Genomic DNA, 16,056 nt, shown 5'->3' with positions numbered 1-16,056 from the left:
GTAGACGCGTACGTCATAGCTTGTGCTCATGCTGCCGCCCGGAGGCTCTGCCACCACTGGTCGACGTCGGCCCGGTCGAACCGGAGCTGACCGTTGGGCAGTTTGGTGCATTTCGGGGCAAGCCCCTTGGGAAGCCATTCGTAGAGCGTCGACCGGGAGATCTTGAACTCGGAGCAGAACTCGGCGACGGTCAGCAAGTCGCGAGAAACGCGGCGGGCACCCGGTGCTGTGCCACGGGCCCGGTTGGTGGTCATAGCTCCCCCTTGTCGCCGAATTGGTTGTCCGTCGCGGTCAGATAGCGAGCCCAGGCGTCGGCGAGTCCCACCTGTTCGACCTGGGTGGTGGTGGGATAAGTGACGTAGCCCTTTCCGTTTCTGCCCTCATGCTGGAACGTCAAAGGTGCGACCTGGTAAGAGCTGAGTTCCCGGGCGAGGCGTTGCGCGTCGAGTGGTTTGCCGCCGAGATCGGACCAGGGCGCGTCATCGAGTGCGCGGAGTCGGGTGATGATCTCGGCACTGTGCATGCGGTCGGTGCGGGTCTCGGTGAACAGGGCGCGAAGATCCGCGAGGAGCCGGACACCGAGGGAAGGGGTGTTCTTCTGGTTGAACACGAAGTGGGTGCACGCGGCACGCGCGGTATCGGGCCAGTGTCCGCCCGCTTCGTCGGCGATCGCCAGCAGTGGCTCCCAGATTTCGGCGGGCCGGTCATCCACCCCGGCGGGCATGTGCGGTTCGGCCTCCACCAGCCGTTCGCCGATTTCGGTCATCCAGGCGCTCAATGCCTCACGGATCGGAAGGGCCTGGCGGATGACCTTGGCCTCGCGGTAAGGCTCCACGGTTTCGTCGTGGCGTCGGCGGCGCAGGTGGATGGTGATGGCACGGGTGGTGATGGTGTCGGGCATGCGCCCGGCGAGACCGGCCAACGCGGTCGGGGCGAAGATCGGCAGGCGCTCGACGGTGAATCCGCTGGCAGGGTCCCCCTTGGTCTTGGGGATGGTCGCGGTGCGCTTGTAGCCGAGATTCAGCATGCCGCGGACTTCCTCGTTGCCCGCACCGCCGGAACCGAACACGGTGTCGACCTCGTCCATGAGCACGGTGATCGGCCCGGCAGCGACCATCCGCACGAGCGCGGCGGCCGACCCGCCGGCGGTCATCTCCGGTTGCCTGGTGAGGTGCTGCGCGATCTCCAGCACCCGCGTCTTGCCTGAGCCCGGTTCGGGGGACGAGAGGATCAGGCGGGGGGTGATGTAGAAGGCGTCGGCCGCCCAGGTGTGGGCGTACCAGAGCGCGAGCATGGGCGCGCAGTGCTCGTGCGGGAACACGGAGAACCGCGTCACGAAGTCGTGCACCTGGTCGAGGATCAGGTGTCCCGGTACCGGTGGTGGCGCCGGGACAACGTGCAGCGCGGCGGTCATGCTGCGCTCCTTTCGTCGAAGGCGCGCAGCGCGGGGGTGTCGATGCGGGCGCGGTGTCGGGCGAGGGTGGCGTTGGCGGCGGCCAGGTGGTGGTCCATCTCGGCGAGGCTGGGCATGTCGGCGATCTGCCGGAGTCGGGTGGCGTGGGCGGTCAGGGCGCGGCGGTAGGCGGTCTCGATCAACGCGGCGATGTGGAACTCGACCACCACGAGGGGGACGGCGGTGGCGTGGGCGTCGAACACCCAGCCGGTGAGCAGGTGGGCGGTGTTGGTGTCACGGAACATGCCGCCGCGTTGAGCGTGGGTGAGCAGGGTGGCGGGGTCGAGGCTGGGCACCCGCGTGTCGATCAGGTCGGACATGACGGCCAGCGCTTCCCGCCCCCTCGGGTCGGTGAAGTCGCCCGGGTCGAGACGGGACAGGTGCGGTCGGGCCTGGTCGGGGGTGGCCCACATGAGCGTGCCGAGAACGATCCGCTCCGGGTCGAGCGTGGGGCTGTGCGCGGCAGACATGGCGAGTGTCCTTTGCTGACAGAAACTGGGGGTGGCTGACCGAGGTGGCAAGTCCGGCTCAAGGGCGTGCGGGGCCAGGGGGAGTGGCCTGGTGGCGTGTCCCTGGGGGTGTGGTTGTGGAGGGTGAGCGGCCCGCGTGACACCTGTGGTGGGGTGCGGGGCGGGGCTGGGGTGGAGAGTGTGAGGTCAGGGGCGGTGTCACGGGTCGTGACAGGTGCCGTGACACCGCCTGTGACAGGTGTCGTGACAGGTGGTCGCGGGTGGGTGTGACACCCGCGTGACAAGATCATCTTGAGGGTGGTCGGGCGTCTTACGCGCAGCCGCGCGCGGGGGTCAGGCGGCGCGCAGTCCCGTGTCGGGGTCGGTGTCGGGTTCGATGGTGTAGAGGCCGTTGTGGACGGTCAGCCGTCCGGTGTCCTGGAGTTCCCCGAGGACCTTGTAGGTCCACGCTCGTCCCATCCCGAGGTGTTCGCGCAGTGTGGCGAGGCCGGGGTCGGAGGCGGTGAAGGTGTCGTGTCCGGTCGCGGCGCGTTCGGTGAGCCAGTCGTGCAGCGCGGCGCGGGACTGCGTGGGGGTGGCCCGCTGGGCGGGCGGGTCGGTGTGCAGTGCCTCGGCTTCGTCGGGGGTGGGCTGCTGGATCGGGGTGTCGGGTCGGGCGGCGGCGGTGACCGTGCTGTCGGGGTCGGCGAGGTCGGGGTCGTGCCGGGCCGCGTCGTCCAGTTCGTCGGCGGCCACGTCCCAGTCCATGGTGTCCTCGCTGTCGCTGTCGCTGTCGCTGTCGCTGTCGCTGTCGCTGTCGCTGTCGCTGTCGGTCTCGGTGTGGTCGAGGTCGGTGTCCCGGGGGCCGCCGGCGGGTGAGCGGAGCAGCTGCGCGGTGAGCGGGTCGGGGTCGTGGTGCTGGTGGTGTTCGGCGACGTGGGCGGCCATGGTCTCGCGGCTGGTGCTCTCGCCCCAGTCGTAGCAGCGCAGCGGCATCATGGCGTGTTTCTCGGAGACGCCCTGCGCGTCGAGGTAGGCCATGCCGGGGTAGTTGGCCTCCCATTCCTCGGGGGCGACGGTGTCCACTTTCTGCTGGCGGGTGGACAGGCCCCATTTGGCGTCGTCGGACGATCCGAGCCCGAAGCACCACTTGGCAAGCTGGCCGCGCACCAGGGTGGGCATCTGGGTGTAGTCGGAGCGTTGCAGCGACAGGACGATGGCCACTCCGGCGGAGCGGGCTTCCTTGATGATCTCCTCGAAGCGCTCTTCGTCCTTGCCGGACAGTGCGGCCAGGAACTTGGAGGCTTCCTCGATCCACAGCACCACGAAGTCCATGCCGCAGCCCTTGGTCCACTTGCTGTGGCCGGTGCGGCCCAGCGTCTTGGTGCGCTGGGGGATCTGGCGGTGCAGCCTGCGCAGCACCTCGACCGCGTGTGCCTGGTCGGTCACCACGGCGGCCAGGCCGGGCTTGAGCGGACCGAGGGTCTGCTCGTCCTTGCTGGTGTCGACGGCGATGACCTGGACGTCGCGGCGGGTCATGATCTCGCCCAGGGTGTTCCAGGCGGAGCCGAAACTCTTGCCCGACCCTGTCCTGCCCATGACCTGAAGGTGGCTGCCGGGCAGGGTGAACTCGCAGTCGTCGCCGTCCTGGAACACCCCGACCCGCAGCGGGTCGGCGATGGACGCGCCGGGCCGTGACGGTCCGGGCCACGGGATCGGGGTGCGCAGCACACGCGGGTCGGAGACGGTGATCTCGGCCAGGTCGGCGCGGTCGGGGTTCGCGGCCAGCGCCAGCGTGCCGGGCGGGACCTGCATTCCGGACTCCAGTTTGCCGATGGAGCGCTGGGCGTCGTGCACGGTGGCCTCGCCCGGGGCCAGCGCGAGCACGCCCTTGATCTTGCGTTCTGTGACCTGCGTGGCCCGCGCGCGGGCGCCCTTGAGCCCGGCCTGGTCCTTGGCCTTGTCGAACAGGGTGGCCAGGGCGTCCGCGCCGCCCTGCTGGTCGGGGTCCAGGCGGCGGATGACCGAGCGCAGGTTCCACGACAGGGCCAGACCGGCGCCGCCCCACCACAGGGCGCCGGTGACCACGTCGGAGTCCAGGCCGGTGACCGTGGCGGTGGTCAGCCACGCCCCGGCGGCGGCGACGGTGGCGGTGGCGTGCACCCGCCCCAAAAGCCGCCGTGCGTGGGTGATCGCCCACGTCAGGCTGGACAGGCCGGTGGTGCCCAGGGTCGCGGCGACGGCGGCCCAGGCGACCTCGCCCGGATCACCCCACACCGCGTGTGAGAGCGCCCCGGCCCCGGCGGTACCGGCCAGCAGCAGCCACGGGGGCGCCAGCACCCCGGCCTGGCTGCCGATCTTGGCCCACAGCCGTGGGGTGCTCGCCTCATCGGCGGCGACCAGGGCCACGGGGTTGGTGTTGCGTCGCATCACAGGTCGACCTCTCCGCGATGGTGCCTGGTCTTCTCGGCCCGTTTCGGGTCCAGGGCGTCGGCGAACTCGCGGCGGAACTGGAGGTTGAACGCGACTGCCTCCGCCGAGATGCCCTTGCACAGCTCCCGCGCCTCGCGCAGTTCCCGGGTCACCTTCCGGGCCCGCAGGCGCACATCGATGCCCACCAGCAGCGGGTGGCCCTTGAGCCGACGCAACGCGGTCTCCGCGGCTTCCTCGGCCGTGTCCAGCTCCCGGGCCAGGTCATGGGCGAGACGCTGGGTGAGCTGGGCGTACTGGGCGATGCGCTCGGCCACGCGTTTGCCGGTGAACTCGCACTCGGCGATCTCCTCGATCCGCTCCGCCGCGCTCCTCATTCGCCGCCCCTTTCCTCCAGCTTGCGGGTGTAGTCCTTGGCTGCCTCGACGCCGGTCACCAGGAACTGCTTGGCGTACTGGGTCCGGAACCGGTCGGCCCTGGAGGCCAGGGCCGCCGCCAGCGACTGGGCCCGCCGCAGACGCCGCGCGACCCGCCGCGCCCGCACTCGCCGGGCCGCCTTGTCCAGCCCCAGCCAGGACCCGCGTGTCGCCACCAGCGCCGCCCGCACGTCCGCCGACGCCAACCCCAGCTCGGTGTCCCAGCGACGCGAGATGTTCCGCAACGCCGCCGAGTAGTGCCCGATCGCCTCGCCCATGGACCCGGTGAACTCCACCCGGGCCAACTCATCGATCCTGCGGTCCCTGCTCATCGCCACACCCCGTTCTCCACGTCGACTACCTCGGCCTCGACCACGCCGCACCGCCACACGCGCCACTCGGCGGCCACCTGCTGCCACCACCACCGAAGCCGCGGTAACACCGGCGGCACACCCAGCCACGCCGTCACCAACTCGTCCAGCGGCACCGCGACGAACCCCACCGCCGACACCACCCGACGCCAGCGCGCGCGCAGCCCCGACCGCCACCCGGATCGACGCCCCGGACCCGGGTCCACGGGGCCGGTGACCCGCGCGCTCATCGCCCGGCCTCCTCTGCCGTGCTCTCACGTCGCAGGTGCAGCAGAGCCGCCGCGCAGCCCAGCACCGCCACCGGCAGGCACGAGACGAACGTGGTGATCCACCACGGGGCGACGGTGATCCCGGCGGCGGTCATCAAGTGGTAGGCGATCTGCCCGAGTCCTCCGAGGACCAGCGCGCCGATGGCCGACCACTTGGCGAACCCGCGTCCCTTCGCGGCCGACCCGCCGGTCAGCCAGACCCGCAGGGCGAACGCGGCGTAGGCCTCCATGCCCAACGGCAGGGTGATCGCGGAGTTGATGACGAACTCGTCCGCGATCCCCGGCAGCAGCCGGACCAACCCGAACCCGGACTTCTCTCCCAGCCCCACCCAGCCGGACCAGATCGAGACGAACGCGCCCGCCGCGATCACCAACAGCGGCAACGTCCGCGACCACTCCCCCCCACCCCGCACCCCGGCCCGGGCAGGCACCGCGACCGGGACGGGACCCGGGTCCGTGACGGTGGTGACCTCAGGCGCCGCCAAGGACACCCCCGCCACGTCGGAAGCAGGCAGGTCCACCAGGACGGGAACGGGCCCGACCTGGTCGGCCGGTGACGCAACCGTCCCGGTCGCTTGCGTCACCACGTCGGCGGCGGGCCCGCCCGCCGGGTCGGGGTCGGCGAGTTCACCGGCCCGGACCACGTGCAGGGGCTGGGTCGGTGTGTCGGGGCGGGTGGGGTCGAACCCGGTGGCCTCCAACTCGGCCAGCACGGCGGACGCCTTGGGCGCGCCCACCTTGAACTCGGTCTTGATGCGGTTGCGGGACGGGACCTCGCCCAGCTCGACCGCGCGGGACTTGACCCGCTCCACGAGCGTGTCCAGGGCGACGGGGTAGGCGCTGGTCACGGGCGCACCCCCCGCTTCTTGAGTTCCTTGCAGGTCGGGCAGGTCGGCGCCGAAAACCAGCAGCGTTCGGCTTCCATCTTCGGGATGACCAGGCCGCACAAGGTGATCACCCGCCCGTCCCACCACTTGCGGCGTCCTGTGTGGACGATGTAGGCGCTCATGCCGTGTCTCCGTCCTGGTCGTGGGCGGCGGTCCAGCACAGGCACCACGCCTCCTGGTCGGCGGGGTCGGTGTCCCAGTCCACCGACGGGTCGTCGGTGTAGGCGACGGCGATGCGCTCGGCCACCGCGCGGTCGGCGCAGACCACCGGCAACGCCCGCGCCGCCCCGCCGACGTAGGGAGAGCGCACCTCCACGACCGTCCACCGGTCGGTGCGGATCTCGATCGCCGGACCGTTCACGGTCAGGTCCGGGGTCACCGCCGCGACCGGGGTGACCAGGATCAACGGCCGGTCCAGGGCATAGATGACCTCACCGACCGGGACCTGCACCCGGATGCCGTAGGTGGACCCGCCGGACCAGGTCAGGCAGGACCCCATCACCACGTCGCTCACGCCGCACCCCCCAGCGCCTCGGCCAGCGTGGTCGTGGTGGTGAGCACAGCCACGAGGAAGCGCTGGTGGCGGGTGCTCACCCCGGGCAGGTCGGCGACCTCGCCCAGGACGGTGACCTCGATGTACTCGACACGGCTCCTGACGTGGAGCACCACGGTGTCCTCGTCCTTGCGCCACGCGGTGAACTCCTCGACCCCCAGAGCCGTGGCCCAGCGGCCGAACTCGACGGGGTGGTCAATCGAGATCAGGGCGTGGTCGTCGACCGAGACCCGGTCGGCGACCAACTGGTGCGCGGAGACCAGACGCACGACCGTGTCCAGAACGGTGACAGCGTCGGACAGCAGTTCCACGGTGCTGTCATGGGTGGCTAGCATCGATCCCTCTCCACTACTGGTTGCCTGGTGGTGGCTGGAGACCCCGATCCGGCGAGCGTTCTTGGCGGTTCGAGCGCCGGATCGGGGGTTGTTCCCGGGCACGGCCTTGCCGGCCGGTGGCGGGGTCACTTGCCCTTCTTGGAGGGCTTGCCGTTCGCGGACTTGTCGGTGGGCAGGCCCATGCGCTCGTGCAACGCGGCCATTTCGCGCTGGTGGAAGGCTTGGGCGCCCCGGATGATCTTGGCGAACATCGGGTCGTACTCCGGGTCGTACTCGTGGTCGGAGGTGTTCTCGGCCATCTCTGGTGCCCTTTCCTGGTGATCAGGTGGTGGGATCGGTGGGTGTGGTGGTCTGGTCGCAGGGCCAGCAGCGGCGGCCGTTGGAGGCGGGCAGCCGGTAGTCGGTGAACTGTCCGCAGGCGGCGCAGGTGCGCAACGCCCTGTTGGCCTTCCACAGCGCCTGGAGCTGGGCGGTGGTCGCGCCCGGGGACTGTTTGGCGGTGTCGAGCCGGTAGAGCGCGGCCCAGCGTCGGCCCCGGGACCAGCGGATCTGGGCCACCCAGTCCACGCCACCCGGGCACATGTCGCGGGCACGCAACTGGCGGCGGGTGACCAGCCCCGGGGGCGCGTCCCGGAAACGGAAGGTCGGCACGCCATCGGCCCACCGGCCCGGCCAGTGCTGCCCGTTCCACGGCAACCGCACCATCCGCGCGGTCACCACGGGCCCTGCCCGCCGAAGCCGGGCCGGTCGGGGTCGACGACGTGCACCCGGTTCGGGTCCTTGTACAGCAGGACGATCTCCATCAGGGACGGCTGCTGCCAGTGCCCCACCGGCATCGCGGCGATCTCCAGCTCAGCCCCGTACTGCCGCTTCAGCGCGTCCGCCCACGCGTCCATCCCCGCGTAGTCGTCGTCGGCGAAGTCCGGGCGCCGGGGAATGCCGCGCAACTGCGGGTGCTGCCCGAGAATCCACTCACGGCAGGCCGGACGAGCGGGCAGGACCCCCACCGGGCTCTCAATCTGCGTTCCGGTGATGAACTCCAGGATTGCCTGATGCATCGACCACTTCGACGGCAACCGGTGCGTCACCGACAACACCGCGTACAGGTCGAACGAGCGCGTCACGCCCATGCCGACACCCCCTTCTGGACGGCCAGCAGCAACGCGGCCACGGTCTTCATGTCGGTGATCCAGCCCTTGGCCGCCAGCGCCACCGCGCCGGTCAGCTCCCACCACTCGCCGTGGATGTGGGAGTCCTCCGCACGCGCGGGCACCTCGACCAGCCCCCGCGCCAGGAACAGCGACATCCGCTCGGTGGTGTAGCCCGGCGACACCGGCATCCCCGACGCCAACGCCACCAGCTCACCGGCGAACAGCCCGGCTTCCTCCTGCAACTCCCGCGCGGCGGCGGCCTCCGGGGTCTCGCCCGGATCGAGCTTCCCCGCGACGACCTCGACCAACATCGGCACACCCACCACCGGACGCGGCTGGGACACCAGGAACACCTCGACCCCGCCGCGCACACCCCGCCGCACCGGCAGCACACCCACCGCGTCCGGTCGACGAACCACCGCCGTGTCCTTCAGCCGACCATCCGGCAACCGGAACGTCGCCCGCTCCAGACTGGTCGACCCCATCGCGCTCACGCAGCCTCACCCCGCACAACCACAGGGCCGGCCACCGGCAACACACGCACCTGCGCACCGATCGCCCGGCGCATCGCACGACGCTCCCGCCGCACATCCACATCCCGCATCGCAACCGGCGACGTCGACCGGTACACCGGCCGCACCGTCGCATCCACCTCCGCCAACAACGCATCCACGACAGCCTCCGTGAAGCCATCGGGGTAATGACTGGGGTACACCCGCGTCTCCATTCGTTCATACCGTCCGTTGCGTTCGAACGATATGGACGCTAGGGCTTGGCGTCGACACCTGTCAAGCCCTTGCGTAGGATTCGTTCGAACGCAACCGGGAGGCAGGTGCGGTGGGAGCAGGACCGAGGTACCAGGAGCTCGCCGATGAGCTGCGGGAAGCCATCCACGCTGAGGCGACCGTGCTCGGCGTACGACTTGTCGATGGCGCGAAGCTGCCGACCGAGCCGGCGATGGCCGAGCACTACCAGGCGGGGCGCGGCACCATCCGATCCGCCCTAGCTGGGCTAGCGGCTGAGGGGCTGATTGAGACGCGCGGTCGCGCGGGAACCTATATTCGGCGACTGCCGATGCTGGAGTACAACGTGGATACGGAACATCCACGACGCAGGGATAAACCAGGAAGCGTCACAGACACGTGGTCATCCGTGGTCCGCGCATCTGGTCGCGAGCCGAGCCAGGACTTCAATTTTCGTATCGAACCGGCAACGGTAGTAGTAGCCGACAGGCTCAATGTTGCCGTCAAGGATCTCGTCGTTGTTCGAGAGATGTTCCGCTATGTTGATGAGATTCCATGGTCGGTACAAACGACGTACTATCCGCATCTAATTGCCCAAGAATGCGGCCTCGATGTGCCGTACGACATCCCGGAGGGTACCGTCAGGAGAATGGCCGCAAGAGGATATGTTGAAGACCAGATTCACCATGAAATATCTAGTCGGCCAGCGCGAAACGATGAACGTGAGAGATTCGACCTTGCCTCGGGAGTTTCCGTTCTTCTCTTCCGGCGACTCGCCTTCGCGAAGGGTGTAGCGACCCGCCTGACGATGGAAATCCTGCCTGCCGACCGAAATGTAATCACGCACATGACCGATAACGGCGAGGAAGCCGGGGCATGAAGTTTCGGCGAGCGACAGCAGAAGACATGGACCTCATCACCGACTGGCGGTGGGAGGTGACTGACTGGATACACGAAAAAGGAAGCGACCAGTGGGGGGATGCGGGCTTGACTCGCGACGAGTTTCAACGCCGCATCCAACGTTCCATCGATGCGGGTGAGACCTGGCTGGCAATCGCGGACAACGGCGAACCCGTCGGGACTATTGCCGTTGATCTTGTCCCCGACGAAGGGCTGTGGACGGATGATGAGCTCGACCGGTCATACATCATTCATCGAATGATGGTCCCACGTGGGCATGCCGGAAAGGGGATTGGTGGCGAAATGGTCAAATTTGCCGAGAACCTCGCCCGTTCCCACGGCCGCGAGAACTTGATCCTTGATGTGTGGAATACGAATCATGGATTGCATCGTTACTACGAGTCTCTCGGTTTCGAAATGGTTCGCACTGTTCCGAATCACTGGACACCCAGTGCGACGCTTTTTGAAAAGCGTGTCTCTAATTTTGACCCCGCCGTCGTCGGTCCGAAAATCAAAGCAACACCCTTCAAGGATGTTGGACGTTAGTCCTCGACTAAGGCCCAGATCGCCAGCGGCTCTCATCGGTTATCGCGTTCCCGGCGGCGATCAGGCAGGGGACGCACATAGCGCCGCGCCGATCATGCACGAGGCTGGCGGGGACGCTCAGACCACAGACCGTCTGACGTACACGGCCCGGTACGGGGTCGGGGGACACCCAGAGATGGACTAGATGGTCTCGGGCGCTCCATAGCGGCGTCATTGCCGTCACCCTCCGGTCGGTGATCGCTTCTTGGCGTGAGCAGTAAACGCCAGAAACGCCAGATTCGCCACTATCGCCAGTTGACCAGCGCAAACGCCAGATTCGCCAGGCAGAGTGACCGCCGTGACTGCTCGCCTGGTGTCGACCGGAGACGCGGCGCGGGAACTCGGGATCCACCGGGAGACGCTGCGGGCATGGTGGCGCGCGGGCCTCGTCACCCCGGCAAGCGAGACAGCCGGTGGTCACGCCCGCTGGGACGTCGACCAACTCAAACGCGACCTTCGAGCGCTGCAACAGCGAGACGCCTAGCCTCCGGGCATCCTTCGCGCCGCTGTCGCTACGGGCTTACGGCCGCGCGACGGGCATAGCCTCACTCGTGTCCGGCCCGGAGAACGCCCCCACGTCGACTACAGCCGGTAAAACTTAGGGTGGGGCTGTAGTCGCGGGGGCTGCCTGTTCTCCAGGGGTCGTAAAGCCCGTAAAGGCCGTAAACGCGCTGGTCACGGGCTTGCAAGGCCGTAAACCGGGCGGGGTGGGCCGTAAACCGGTTACGGCCGCAAGCGTCGAGCCGTAAAGCTCTGGCCTGCTTCTTTACGGCCATTACGGCCTTTACGGGCCCTGACGGACATAGCCCCGCCCCTGTCCAACCCTGGGGCTCCCGTCGGCTACGGCCGGTGAGTGTCCCTGTAGGGCCGTAGCCGACGGGCTGTCTCCAGGCTGTCTAATTCCCGATGGCGCGATCGAGCACATTGAATAGGCCACCGGCGATGCCGATGGGCAACGCTAGCCACGGATGCAGTACCACCAGGGCCCCAACCGTAGCGCTGAGAAGAAGAAGGAAGGCCGTGCGCAGAGGCAGAGGCGGATGCAGAGCGGTTGAAGGGTTGGGACCTGGGGTGTTGTTGGGTAGAGTCATGCGGTCAACTCCTTGACTGGTTTGACACCCGAACGACCCTCCTATAGCCCAGGAGGGTCGTTCGTCTTGCTTGGCATTACTCGCTGCATCATGGACTACAAGACCGCACTGACGCAAACCATCACACGGGTGTCGGAGTTAGCGCACGTTGACCAAACTTGACGAAAGTTGGCTAACGTTGGCAGCCGGGCTACATGTCGCTCGCTAGTTGTATTTGGCCAGGTCAAGCGCTAGATCGCCGCAGTTCTGCGACTTTCTGCGACTTCCGAATCGGAACAACGTCGTCTCTTCTCGAAGAGCCCCCAGCTTCCAGAATCTTCCCCTATCTTCCCCCTGGCTTCCAGAATCTTCCCCTACCTTCCCCAGCTTCCCAAGACTTGCCCACGCGCCCGCAACCGAACTGGACACCGTCCGACTGTGGGGCCACCAGGAAGTCGCTCGGGCTGGTGGCGGTGCTGCCCGCGCGGCGCGCACGCTGACCCGGCCGGATGCCGACACGACCCGGGCCTCCGGGGTCAGGCTGGTCGGAGCGGCGACTACAGCCGGTGAGCCCCTGGGCGGGGCTGTGGTCGAGGGGGCTGCCTGTTCTCCAGGGGTCGTAAAGCCCGTAAAGGCCGTAAACGCGCTGGTCACGGGCTTGCAAGGTCGTAAACCGGGCGAGGTGTGCCGTAAACCGGTTTACGGCACCGGATGTCGAGCCGTAAAGCTCTGACCTGCGTTTTTACGGCCTTTACGGGCTTTACGGCCTGTGGCGGGCATAGCCCCGCTCGTGTCCGGCCCGGCGAACGTCCCCACCCCGTCGACTACAGCCGGTCCTTGGGCGCGTCGAGCGGTAGGTGGTGGCGCAGGCTACCTAGATAACCGCAACCAGCCTTGTCGGTCCGTGGCCTGCTGGGCAACGCCTAGGGCGGCTAGGCTTCACGGTCATGACGAGTCCGGCGGAGCTTGAGCGCAAGGTGCGGCAGCTCGACAACGACGTGCAGTCGATCTACGAGATGCTGGCCACGATCGAGGCCACCCAGCGTCGGCAGGGCAACCGACTCTCCGAGATCGTCTCCGCCCAGGCTGAACAGGGAGTGAAGCTCGACGAGATCCTGCAACTGTTGCGGGACCAACGGCGCGAGTAGCTGACTCTGCGCCCCTTGCCCCGGGCTGCTGGACGTCAGCGCCCAGGGGCAACGTCCTCCACGTCCGGGCCCCTCGTGTCGCCCCGACCAGGCGTGAGGGAGGCGGGAAACCTGGCGTCCGGCGACGGCGGACGGGCGGGGTTGTGCCGAATGCGTACCGAAGTTATGCTGTGAGAGACGGTTTCCGCAGGTCAGACATGGTGGCGGGAATGGCCTGTAAATCCGTCGCGAAAGCTTCAGAGGTTCGAATCCTCTACCCGCCACCAACTAGCTTGACCAGCATATATAACCGAAGAGTAGATCAGCGGGTCAGTTGCTGTTGATCTTGGGGTGCGGCCTTGGGTGCGAACGTACACTCAAGGCCATGCCTGTTTCGCCAGATGAGGCCCGCAAGCGCGGCAGGATCGAGTCGCGCGGCACCAACCTCCGCGTCGTGGTCTACTCCGGAGACGACCCGGTCACGGGCAAACGTTCGTACCTTCGCGAGACGGTCAAAGGCAATGACAAGGCCGCGCACCGCAGGGCGAACTCGACACTCAACCGCCTCATCGCGCAGGTCGACAAGCAGCGGGTGACCGAGTCGGCCGTGCCCCTCGGGGCAGTGTTGGACGAGTGGCTGCGTGTCGCGGAGATGGAAGACAGCACGCGCGAGGCTTACCGGGGCTATGTCGACCGGAACATCCGGCCCGTGCTGGGCTCGATGTCCATCAAGAAGATCACCCCGCGCGTACTCGAATCCTTCAATGCCGAACTCCGCCGGTGTCGGCAGCGTTGTGACGGAACGCCGTTCATCACGCACAAGGTCGACGGGGTTCACGACTGCGTGCGTAGTGGGTGCAAGCCGCACGTGTGCAAGCCGTTGTCCGCCTCGACCGTCCGGCAGATTCAGGCAGTGATCAGCGGTGCCCTGGCCGCCGCAGTTCGGTGGGAATGGCTTGACGACAACGCGGCTCGCAAGGCGAAGCGTCCGAAGCAGCTTCCGGCGCAACCCGATCCGCCGTCGTCCCAGGACGCGGCGAGGCTGGTCGACGCGGCTTTCGCCATCGACGATGAGTGGGGAACCCTGGTCTGGCTGGTCATGACCACCGGGATGCGGCGAGGCGAAGTCTGCGCGCTCCAATGGGACAACATCGACCTTGACGAGGCCGTGGTGGAGGTCCGCCAGAACTACATCCACCGGAAGAGCATCCAACAGATCAAGGACACGAAGACCCACCAGATGCGGCGTATCGCGCTCGACTCAGAGACGGTGGTCCTCTTGCGCGCACAACGTCAACGCTGCGTTGAGCGATGCACATCGCTCGGGATCGAGTTCACCGGCAAGCTGTACGTGTTCGTCGGCATCCGCAACCCAGACCCGCGTGTGCCCTGCAAGCCGGACAGCGTGTCCGGACGATACAAGTACATGGCCAGCAAGCTGGGCATAGAGACGCACGTTCACGAGCTACGGCACTACTCCGCGACCGAACTTCTCATCGCGGGTGTGGACCTTAGAACCGTCGCCGGTCGGCTGGGCCATGGCGGCGGCGGAGCCACGACACTCAGGGTGTACGCGGCCTGGGTGGCTGCATCGGACCGCAAGGCCGCCGAGATCCTCGCTACGAGGATGCCGAAGCGCCGTTCAACGCCATGATCACCAACGCGTGCGGACAGTGATCCTGTCTAGGCTGGCGTACGTGACCGATGAGCGCGGTGCCTGGAAGACCTTCGGTGAGCGGACCGTCTATGACAACCCCTGGGTGCGGGTTGGGCTGGCGGACGTGGAGGCGCCGAACGGGCAACGGTGGGACTACCACGTTGTGCATCTGGCTCGGATTGCCATTGCGTTGATCGTGAACGAGCGGGATGAGGCGCTGATGTTGTGGCGCTATCGGTTCCCGACCGACCAGTGGGGCTATGAGTTGCTGGGTGGGCTCGTTGACGAGGGAGAGGAAGCCGCCGCGACCGCCGCGCGCGAGGCTGCTGAGGAGAGCGGTTGGCGACCGGTCGGAGAGCCAGAGCACCTGGTGAGCTTCGAACCGTTGCCGGGTCAGGTCACGGCGCCGATGGATGTCTACCTGTGGCGGACCGCCGAGCACCTTGGGGAGCCGACTGACACGGAAGAGGCTGGTCGTGTGGAGTGGGTGCCGTTGAGCCGTGTCAACGAGCTGGCGCAGCGGCAGGAGTTGTTGGGGTCGGGGACGCTGGTGGCGTTGCTGTACTACCTGAACTCACGTTGACGGCAGGATCAGTTGACCGAGTCTGCGCAGGTGGCGATCGGACTTGATCTGCAGGCCCAGGCGGCGGGCTTCGCGGGTGTAGGACTGGGCGGCGGTGCGGTCACCTGCTGCCGCGTGGGCGTAGGCCAAGTCGACTAGATGATTGATTCCATGGGGTCAGTGGTCGTAGGCGGTCAGTGATCGCTTGACGGGTTGTCCGGTCTTGTCGTTGTGCCAGATGGCGGCGGTCAGGGCGAGGATGCGTTGCAGGACCCGGACGATCACGCCGGGTTTGGTGCGACCGCCGTGTCGTTCCAGGTCGAGTTGGGCCTTGAATGTCTGGTTGATCGACTCGATGACCTGGCGCAGCGGCTTGAACAGTGTCGCGCCGGGTCGTTCGGCCTCGCGTTTGCGGGCAGGTCGTAGCAGCACGAGGCCGGCCTCGGCCAAGGCGTGTTCGAAGTCGCGGCCGTAGTAGTTCTTGTCCGCGATCACCGTCTGACCGGGGCGTCGCTCGACCAACGCGGGGTCGGTGTCGAGAATGTCGAGCAGGGTGGTGCGCTCGTCGGCCTTGGCGCCGGTCAACGCGAACGCGATCGGCAGCCCGCCGGGGGTGCAGACCAGGTGCAGGCGCAGGCCCCAGAAGAAGCGGGTGTGGGAGGCGCAGTAGCCGTACTGGGCCCATCCGGCCAGGTCGGAACGTTTCGTGGTCTGGCGGGACCGGCCGCATTCCACCGGGGTGGAATCGAGCGGCCACACGTCGTCGGTCCACAGTGTGGTGTCCGCCGCCAGGAGGCGGATCACGGCCTTGACCAGACCGGCGGCGTTACGAAGCCGCTTGTTGTAGCCGGATTGGCCGGGCAGGTAGCGGAACAGATGGTGCAGGCGGGCGTGGGCGTGGCGCAGGAACCGCGCCTCACTGGTGAACCCGAGCAGGGCCTGCACCATCGCCAGGGTGACCAGCTCCGCGTCGGTCAACCGCGGCTTGAGACCGACCCGCGGCCGCCACGGCGCCAGATGCGGCGCGTCCTTCAGCAGGTCGTCGGTTCTGACGTAGAGTGCGGTCGCGAGGGTGTCAATGTCGGTCGTCACAACCCG

Annotated in this window: 24 protein-coding genes; 6 read left to right on the top strand and 18 right to left on the bottom strand. The window is 67.6% G+C overall.

The window, feature by feature from the left end; translation table 11 throughout:
• Positions 1-26: 26 nt before the first annotated feature.
• The 16 genes from C503_RS0132205 to C503_RS0132130 all read right to left on the bottom strand — a co-directional run bounded on the left by C503_RS0132205 (position 27) and on the right by C503_RS0132130 (position 8,987).
• Positions 27-254, bottom strand: a complete 228-nt coding sequence (locus tag C503_RS0132205; RefSeq protein ID WP_018686354.1) for a helix-turn-helix transcriptional regulator — start codon at positions 252-254, stop codon at positions 27-29.
• Positions 251-1,294 carry a DUF3631 domain-containing protein gene (locus tag C503_RS0132200; RefSeq protein WP_245572639.1) on the bottom strand — a complete coding sequence of 348 codons (1,044 nt, stop codon included), beginning with the start codon at positions 1,292-1,294 and terminating at the stop codon, positions 251-253. Before C503_RS0132200 ends, C503_RS0132205 begins: the two co-directional genes overlap by 4 nt.
• 116 nt (positions 1,295-1,410) lie before the next feature.
• Entirely contained in the window at positions 1,411-1,923 is a 513-nt protein-coding gene (locus C503_RS0132195; RefSeq protein WP_018686352.1) for a DnaB-like helicase N-terminal domain-containing protein, read from the bottom strand.
• A 333-nt stretch (positions 1,924-2,256) separates the two neighbouring features.
• Positions 2,257-4,332: a hypothetical protein gene (locus C503_RS0132190; RefSeq protein WP_018686351.1), complete on the bottom strand. Its 2,076-nt coding sequence runs from the start codon at positions 4,330-4,332 to the stop codon at positions 2,257-2,259.
• Entirely contained in the window at positions 4,332-4,709 is a 378-nt protein-coding gene (locus C503_RS0132185; RefSeq protein ID WP_018686350.1) for a hypothetical protein, read from the bottom strand. Before C503_RS0132185 ends, C503_RS0132190 begins: the two co-directional genes overlap by 1 nt.
• On the bottom strand, positions 4,706-5,080 hold the full coding sequence (locus C503_RS41615) for a hypothetical protein (protein ID WP_156893661.1): 375 nt from the start codon (positions 5,078-5,080) through the stop codon (positions 4,706-4,708). The genes C503_RS0132185 and C503_RS41615 overlap by 4 nt, the downstream gene beginning before the upstream one ends.
• Positions 5,077-5,349 (bottom strand): hypothetical protein, encoded by a 273-nt coding sequence (locus C503_RS0132175; RefSeq protein WP_018686348.1) that lies wholly within the window; start codon positions 5,347-5,349, stop codon positions 5,077-5,079. Before C503_RS0132175 ends, C503_RS41615 begins: the two co-directional genes overlap by 4 nt.
• Positions 5,346-6,236, bottom strand: coding sequence for a hypothetical protein (locus C503_RS0132170; protein ID WP_018686347.1), 891 nt, complete (start codon positions 6,234-6,236; stop codon positions 5,346-5,348). The genes C503_RS0132175 and C503_RS0132170 overlap by 4 nt, the downstream gene beginning before the upstream one ends.
• Positions 6,233-6,397: a hypothetical protein gene (locus tag C503_RS47035; RefSeq protein ID WP_018686346.1), complete on the bottom strand. Its 165-nt coding sequence runs from the start codon at positions 6,395-6,397 to the stop codon at positions 6,233-6,235. Before C503_RS47035 ends, C503_RS0132170 begins: the two co-directional genes overlap by 4 nt.
• Positions 6,394-6,789 (bottom strand): hypothetical protein, encoded by a 396-nt coding sequence (locus C503_RS0132160; protein WP_018686345.1) that lies wholly within the window; start codon positions 6,787-6,789, stop codon positions 6,394-6,396. The genes C503_RS47035 and C503_RS0132160 overlap by 4 nt, the downstream gene beginning before the upstream one ends.
• Entirely contained in the window at positions 6,786-7,163 is a 378-nt protein-coding gene (locus C503_RS0132155) for a hypothetical protein (protein WP_018686344.1), read from the bottom strand. The genes C503_RS0132160 and C503_RS0132155 overlap by 4 nt, the downstream gene beginning before the upstream one ends.
• Positions 7,164-7,288: 125 nt before the next feature.
• Positions 7,289-7,462, bottom strand: coding sequence for a hypothetical protein (locus C503_RS46405; RefSeq protein WP_018686343.1), 174 nt, complete (start codon positions 7,460-7,462; stop codon positions 7,289-7,291).
• Positions 7,463-7,484: 22 nt separating this feature from the next.
• A complete protein-coding gene (locus C503_RS41610; RefSeq protein WP_156893660.1) occupies positions 7,485-7,880 on the bottom strand; it encodes an RRQRL motif-containing zinc-binding protein in 396 nt (131 codons plus the stop codon).
• Positions 7,877-8,293 (bottom strand): hypothetical protein, encoded by a 417-nt coding sequence (locus C503_RS0132140; RefSeq protein ID WP_018686341.1) that lies wholly within the window; start codon positions 8,291-8,293, stop codon positions 7,877-7,879. Before C503_RS0132140 ends, C503_RS41610 begins: the two co-directional genes overlap by 4 nt.
• Entirely contained in the window at positions 8,284-8,799 is a 516-nt protein-coding gene (locus tag C503_RS41605) for an NUDIX hydrolase (RefSeq protein ID WP_156893665.1), read from the bottom strand. Before C503_RS41605 ends, C503_RS0132140 begins: the two co-directional genes overlap by 10 nt.
• Positions 8,800-8,804: 5 nt before the next feature.
• On the bottom strand, positions 8,805-8,987 hold the full coding sequence (locus C503_RS0132130; protein ID WP_156893659.1) for a hypothetical protein: 183 nt from the start codon (positions 8,985-8,987) through the stop codon (positions 8,805-8,807).
• Between the two features lie 164 nt (positions 8,988-9,151).
• Between C503_RS0132130 and C503_RS45165 the strand changes: the two genes are divergently transcribed.
• The 6 genes from C503_RS45165 (at position 9,152) to C503_RS0132105 (ending at position 14,979) form a co-directional block, all read left to right on the top strand.
• Positions 9,152-9,937 (top strand): GntR family transcriptional regulator, encoded by a 786-nt coding sequence (locus C503_RS45165; RefSeq protein WP_084477434.1) that lies wholly within the window; start codon positions 9,152-9,154, stop codon positions 9,935-9,937.
• Positions 9,934-10,503, top strand: a complete 570-nt coding sequence (locus C503_RS45160) for a GNAT family N-acetyltransferase (RefSeq protein ID WP_084477433.1) — start codon at positions 9,934-9,936, stop codon at positions 10,501-10,503. Before C503_RS45165 ends, C503_RS45160 begins: the two co-directional genes overlap by 4 nt.
• A 337-nt stretch (positions 10,504-10,840) precedes the next feature.
• Positions 10,841-11,026: a MerR family DNA-binding transcriptional regulator gene (locus tag C503_RS45155; protein WP_084477436.1), complete on the top strand. Its 186-nt coding sequence runs from the start codon at positions 10,841-10,843 to the stop codon at positions 11,024-11,026.
• A 1,533-nt stretch (positions 11,027-12,559) separates the two neighbouring features.
• On the top strand, positions 12,560-12,760 hold the full coding sequence (locus C503_RS46400; RefSeq protein ID WP_156893658.1) for a hypothetical protein: 201 nt from the start codon (positions 12,560-12,562) through the stop codon (positions 12,758-12,760).
• Positions 12,761-13,124: 364 nt separating this feature from the next.
• Positions 13,125-14,393 (top strand): tyrosine-type recombinase/integrase, encoded by a 1,269-nt coding sequence (locus C503_RS0132110; protein WP_018686336.1) that lies wholly within the window; start codon positions 13,125-13,127, stop codon positions 14,391-14,393.
• 43 nt (positions 14,394-14,436) lie between these two features.
• Positions 14,437-14,979 carry an NUDIX domain-containing protein gene (locus C503_RS0132105; protein ID WP_026316917.1) on the top strand — a complete coding sequence of 181 codons (543 nt, stop codon included), beginning with the start codon at positions 14,437-14,439 and terminating at the stop codon, positions 14,977-14,979.
• On the opposite strand, the gene C503_RS46395 is transcribed toward C503_RS0132105, so the two are convergent.
• Positions 14,971-15,108, bottom strand: coding sequence for a hypothetical protein (locus C503_RS46395; protein ID WP_018686334.1), 138 nt, complete (start codon positions 15,106-15,108; stop codon positions 14,971-14,973). The two genes, C503_RS0132105 and C503_RS46395, sit on opposite strands and share 9 nt — an antisense overlap.
• 27 nt (positions 15,109-15,135) lie before the next feature.
• Positions 15,136-16,050, bottom strand: coding sequence for an IS982 family transposase (locus C503_RS0132095; RefSeq protein ID WP_018683199.1), 915 nt, complete (start codon positions 16,048-16,050; stop codon positions 15,136-15,138).
• Between the last annotated feature and the right edge of the window lie 6 nt (positions 16,051-16,056).

Source organism: Actinokineospora enzanensis DSM 44649, from assembly GCF_000374445.1.
Taxonomy (GTDB): Bacteria; Actinomycetota; Actinomycetes; order Mycobacteriales; family Pseudonocardiaceae; genus Actinokineospora; species Actinokineospora enzanensis.
Note: the sequence above shows the minus strand (reverse complement) of the source record. Positions and strands in the feature narration are given on the sequence as shown.

Bases quoted from the DNA above. Each gene is read 5' to 3' on its own strand.
- C503_RS0132205 (WP_018686354.1), bottom strand. From the start codon at position 254: ATGACCACCAACCGGGCCCGTGGCACAGCACCGGGTGCCCGCCGCGTT.
- C503_RS0132200 (WP_245572639.1), bottom strand. From the start codon at position 1,294: ATGCTCGCGCTCTGGTACGCCCACACCTGGGCGGCCGACGCCTTCTAC.
- C503_RS0132195 (WP_018686352.1), bottom strand. From the start codon at position 1,923: ATGTCTGCCGCGCACAGCCCCACGCTCGACCCGGAGCGGATCGTTCTC.
- C503_RS0132190 (WP_018686351.1), bottom strand. From the start codon at position 4,332: ATGCGACGCAACACCAACCCCGTGGCCCTGGTCGCCGCCGATGAGGCG.
- C503_RS0132185 (WP_018686350.1), bottom strand. From the start codon at position 4,709: ATGAGGAGCGCGGCGGAGCGGATCGAGGAGATCGCCGAGTGCGAGTTC.
- C503_RS41615 (WP_156893661.1), bottom strand. From the start codon at position 5,080: ATGAGCAGGGACCGCAGGATCGATGAGTTGGCCCGGGTGGAGTTCACC.
- C503_RS0132175 (WP_018686348.1), bottom strand. From the start codon at position 5,349: ATGAGCGCGCGGGTCACCGGCCCCGTGGACCCGGGTCCGGGGCGTCGA.
- C503_RS47035 (WP_018686346.1), bottom strand. From the start codon at position 6,397: ATGAGCGCCTACATCGTCCACACAGGACGCCGCAAGTGGTGGGACGGG.
- C503_RS0132155 (WP_018686344.1), bottom strand. From the start codon at position 7,163: ATGCTAGCCACCCATGACAGCACCGTGGAACTGCTGTCCGACGCTGTC.
- C503_RS46405 (WP_018686343.1), bottom strand. From the start codon at position 7,462: ATGGCCGAGAACACCTCCGACCACGAGTACGACCCGGAGTACGACCCG.
- C503_RS0132140 (WP_018686341.1), bottom strand. From the start codon at position 8,293: ATGGGCGTGACGCGCTCGTTCGACCTGTACGCGGTGTTGTCGGTGACG.
- C503_RS41605 (WP_156893665.1), bottom strand. From the start codon at position 8,799: ATGGGGTCGACCAGTCTGGAGCGGGCGACGTTCCGGTTGCCGGATGGT.
- C503_RS45160 (WP_084477433.1), top strand. From the start codon at position 9,934: ATGAAGTTTCGGCGAGCGACAGCAGAAGACATGGACCTCATCACCGAC.
- C503_RS46400 (WP_156893658.1), top strand. From the start codon at position 12,560: ATGACGAGTCCGGCGGAGCTTGAGCGCAAGGTGCGGCAGCTCGACAAC.
- C503_RS0132110 (WP_018686336.1), top strand. From the start codon at position 13,125: ATGCCTGTTTCGCCAGATGAGGCCCGCAAGCGCGGCAGGATCGAGTCG.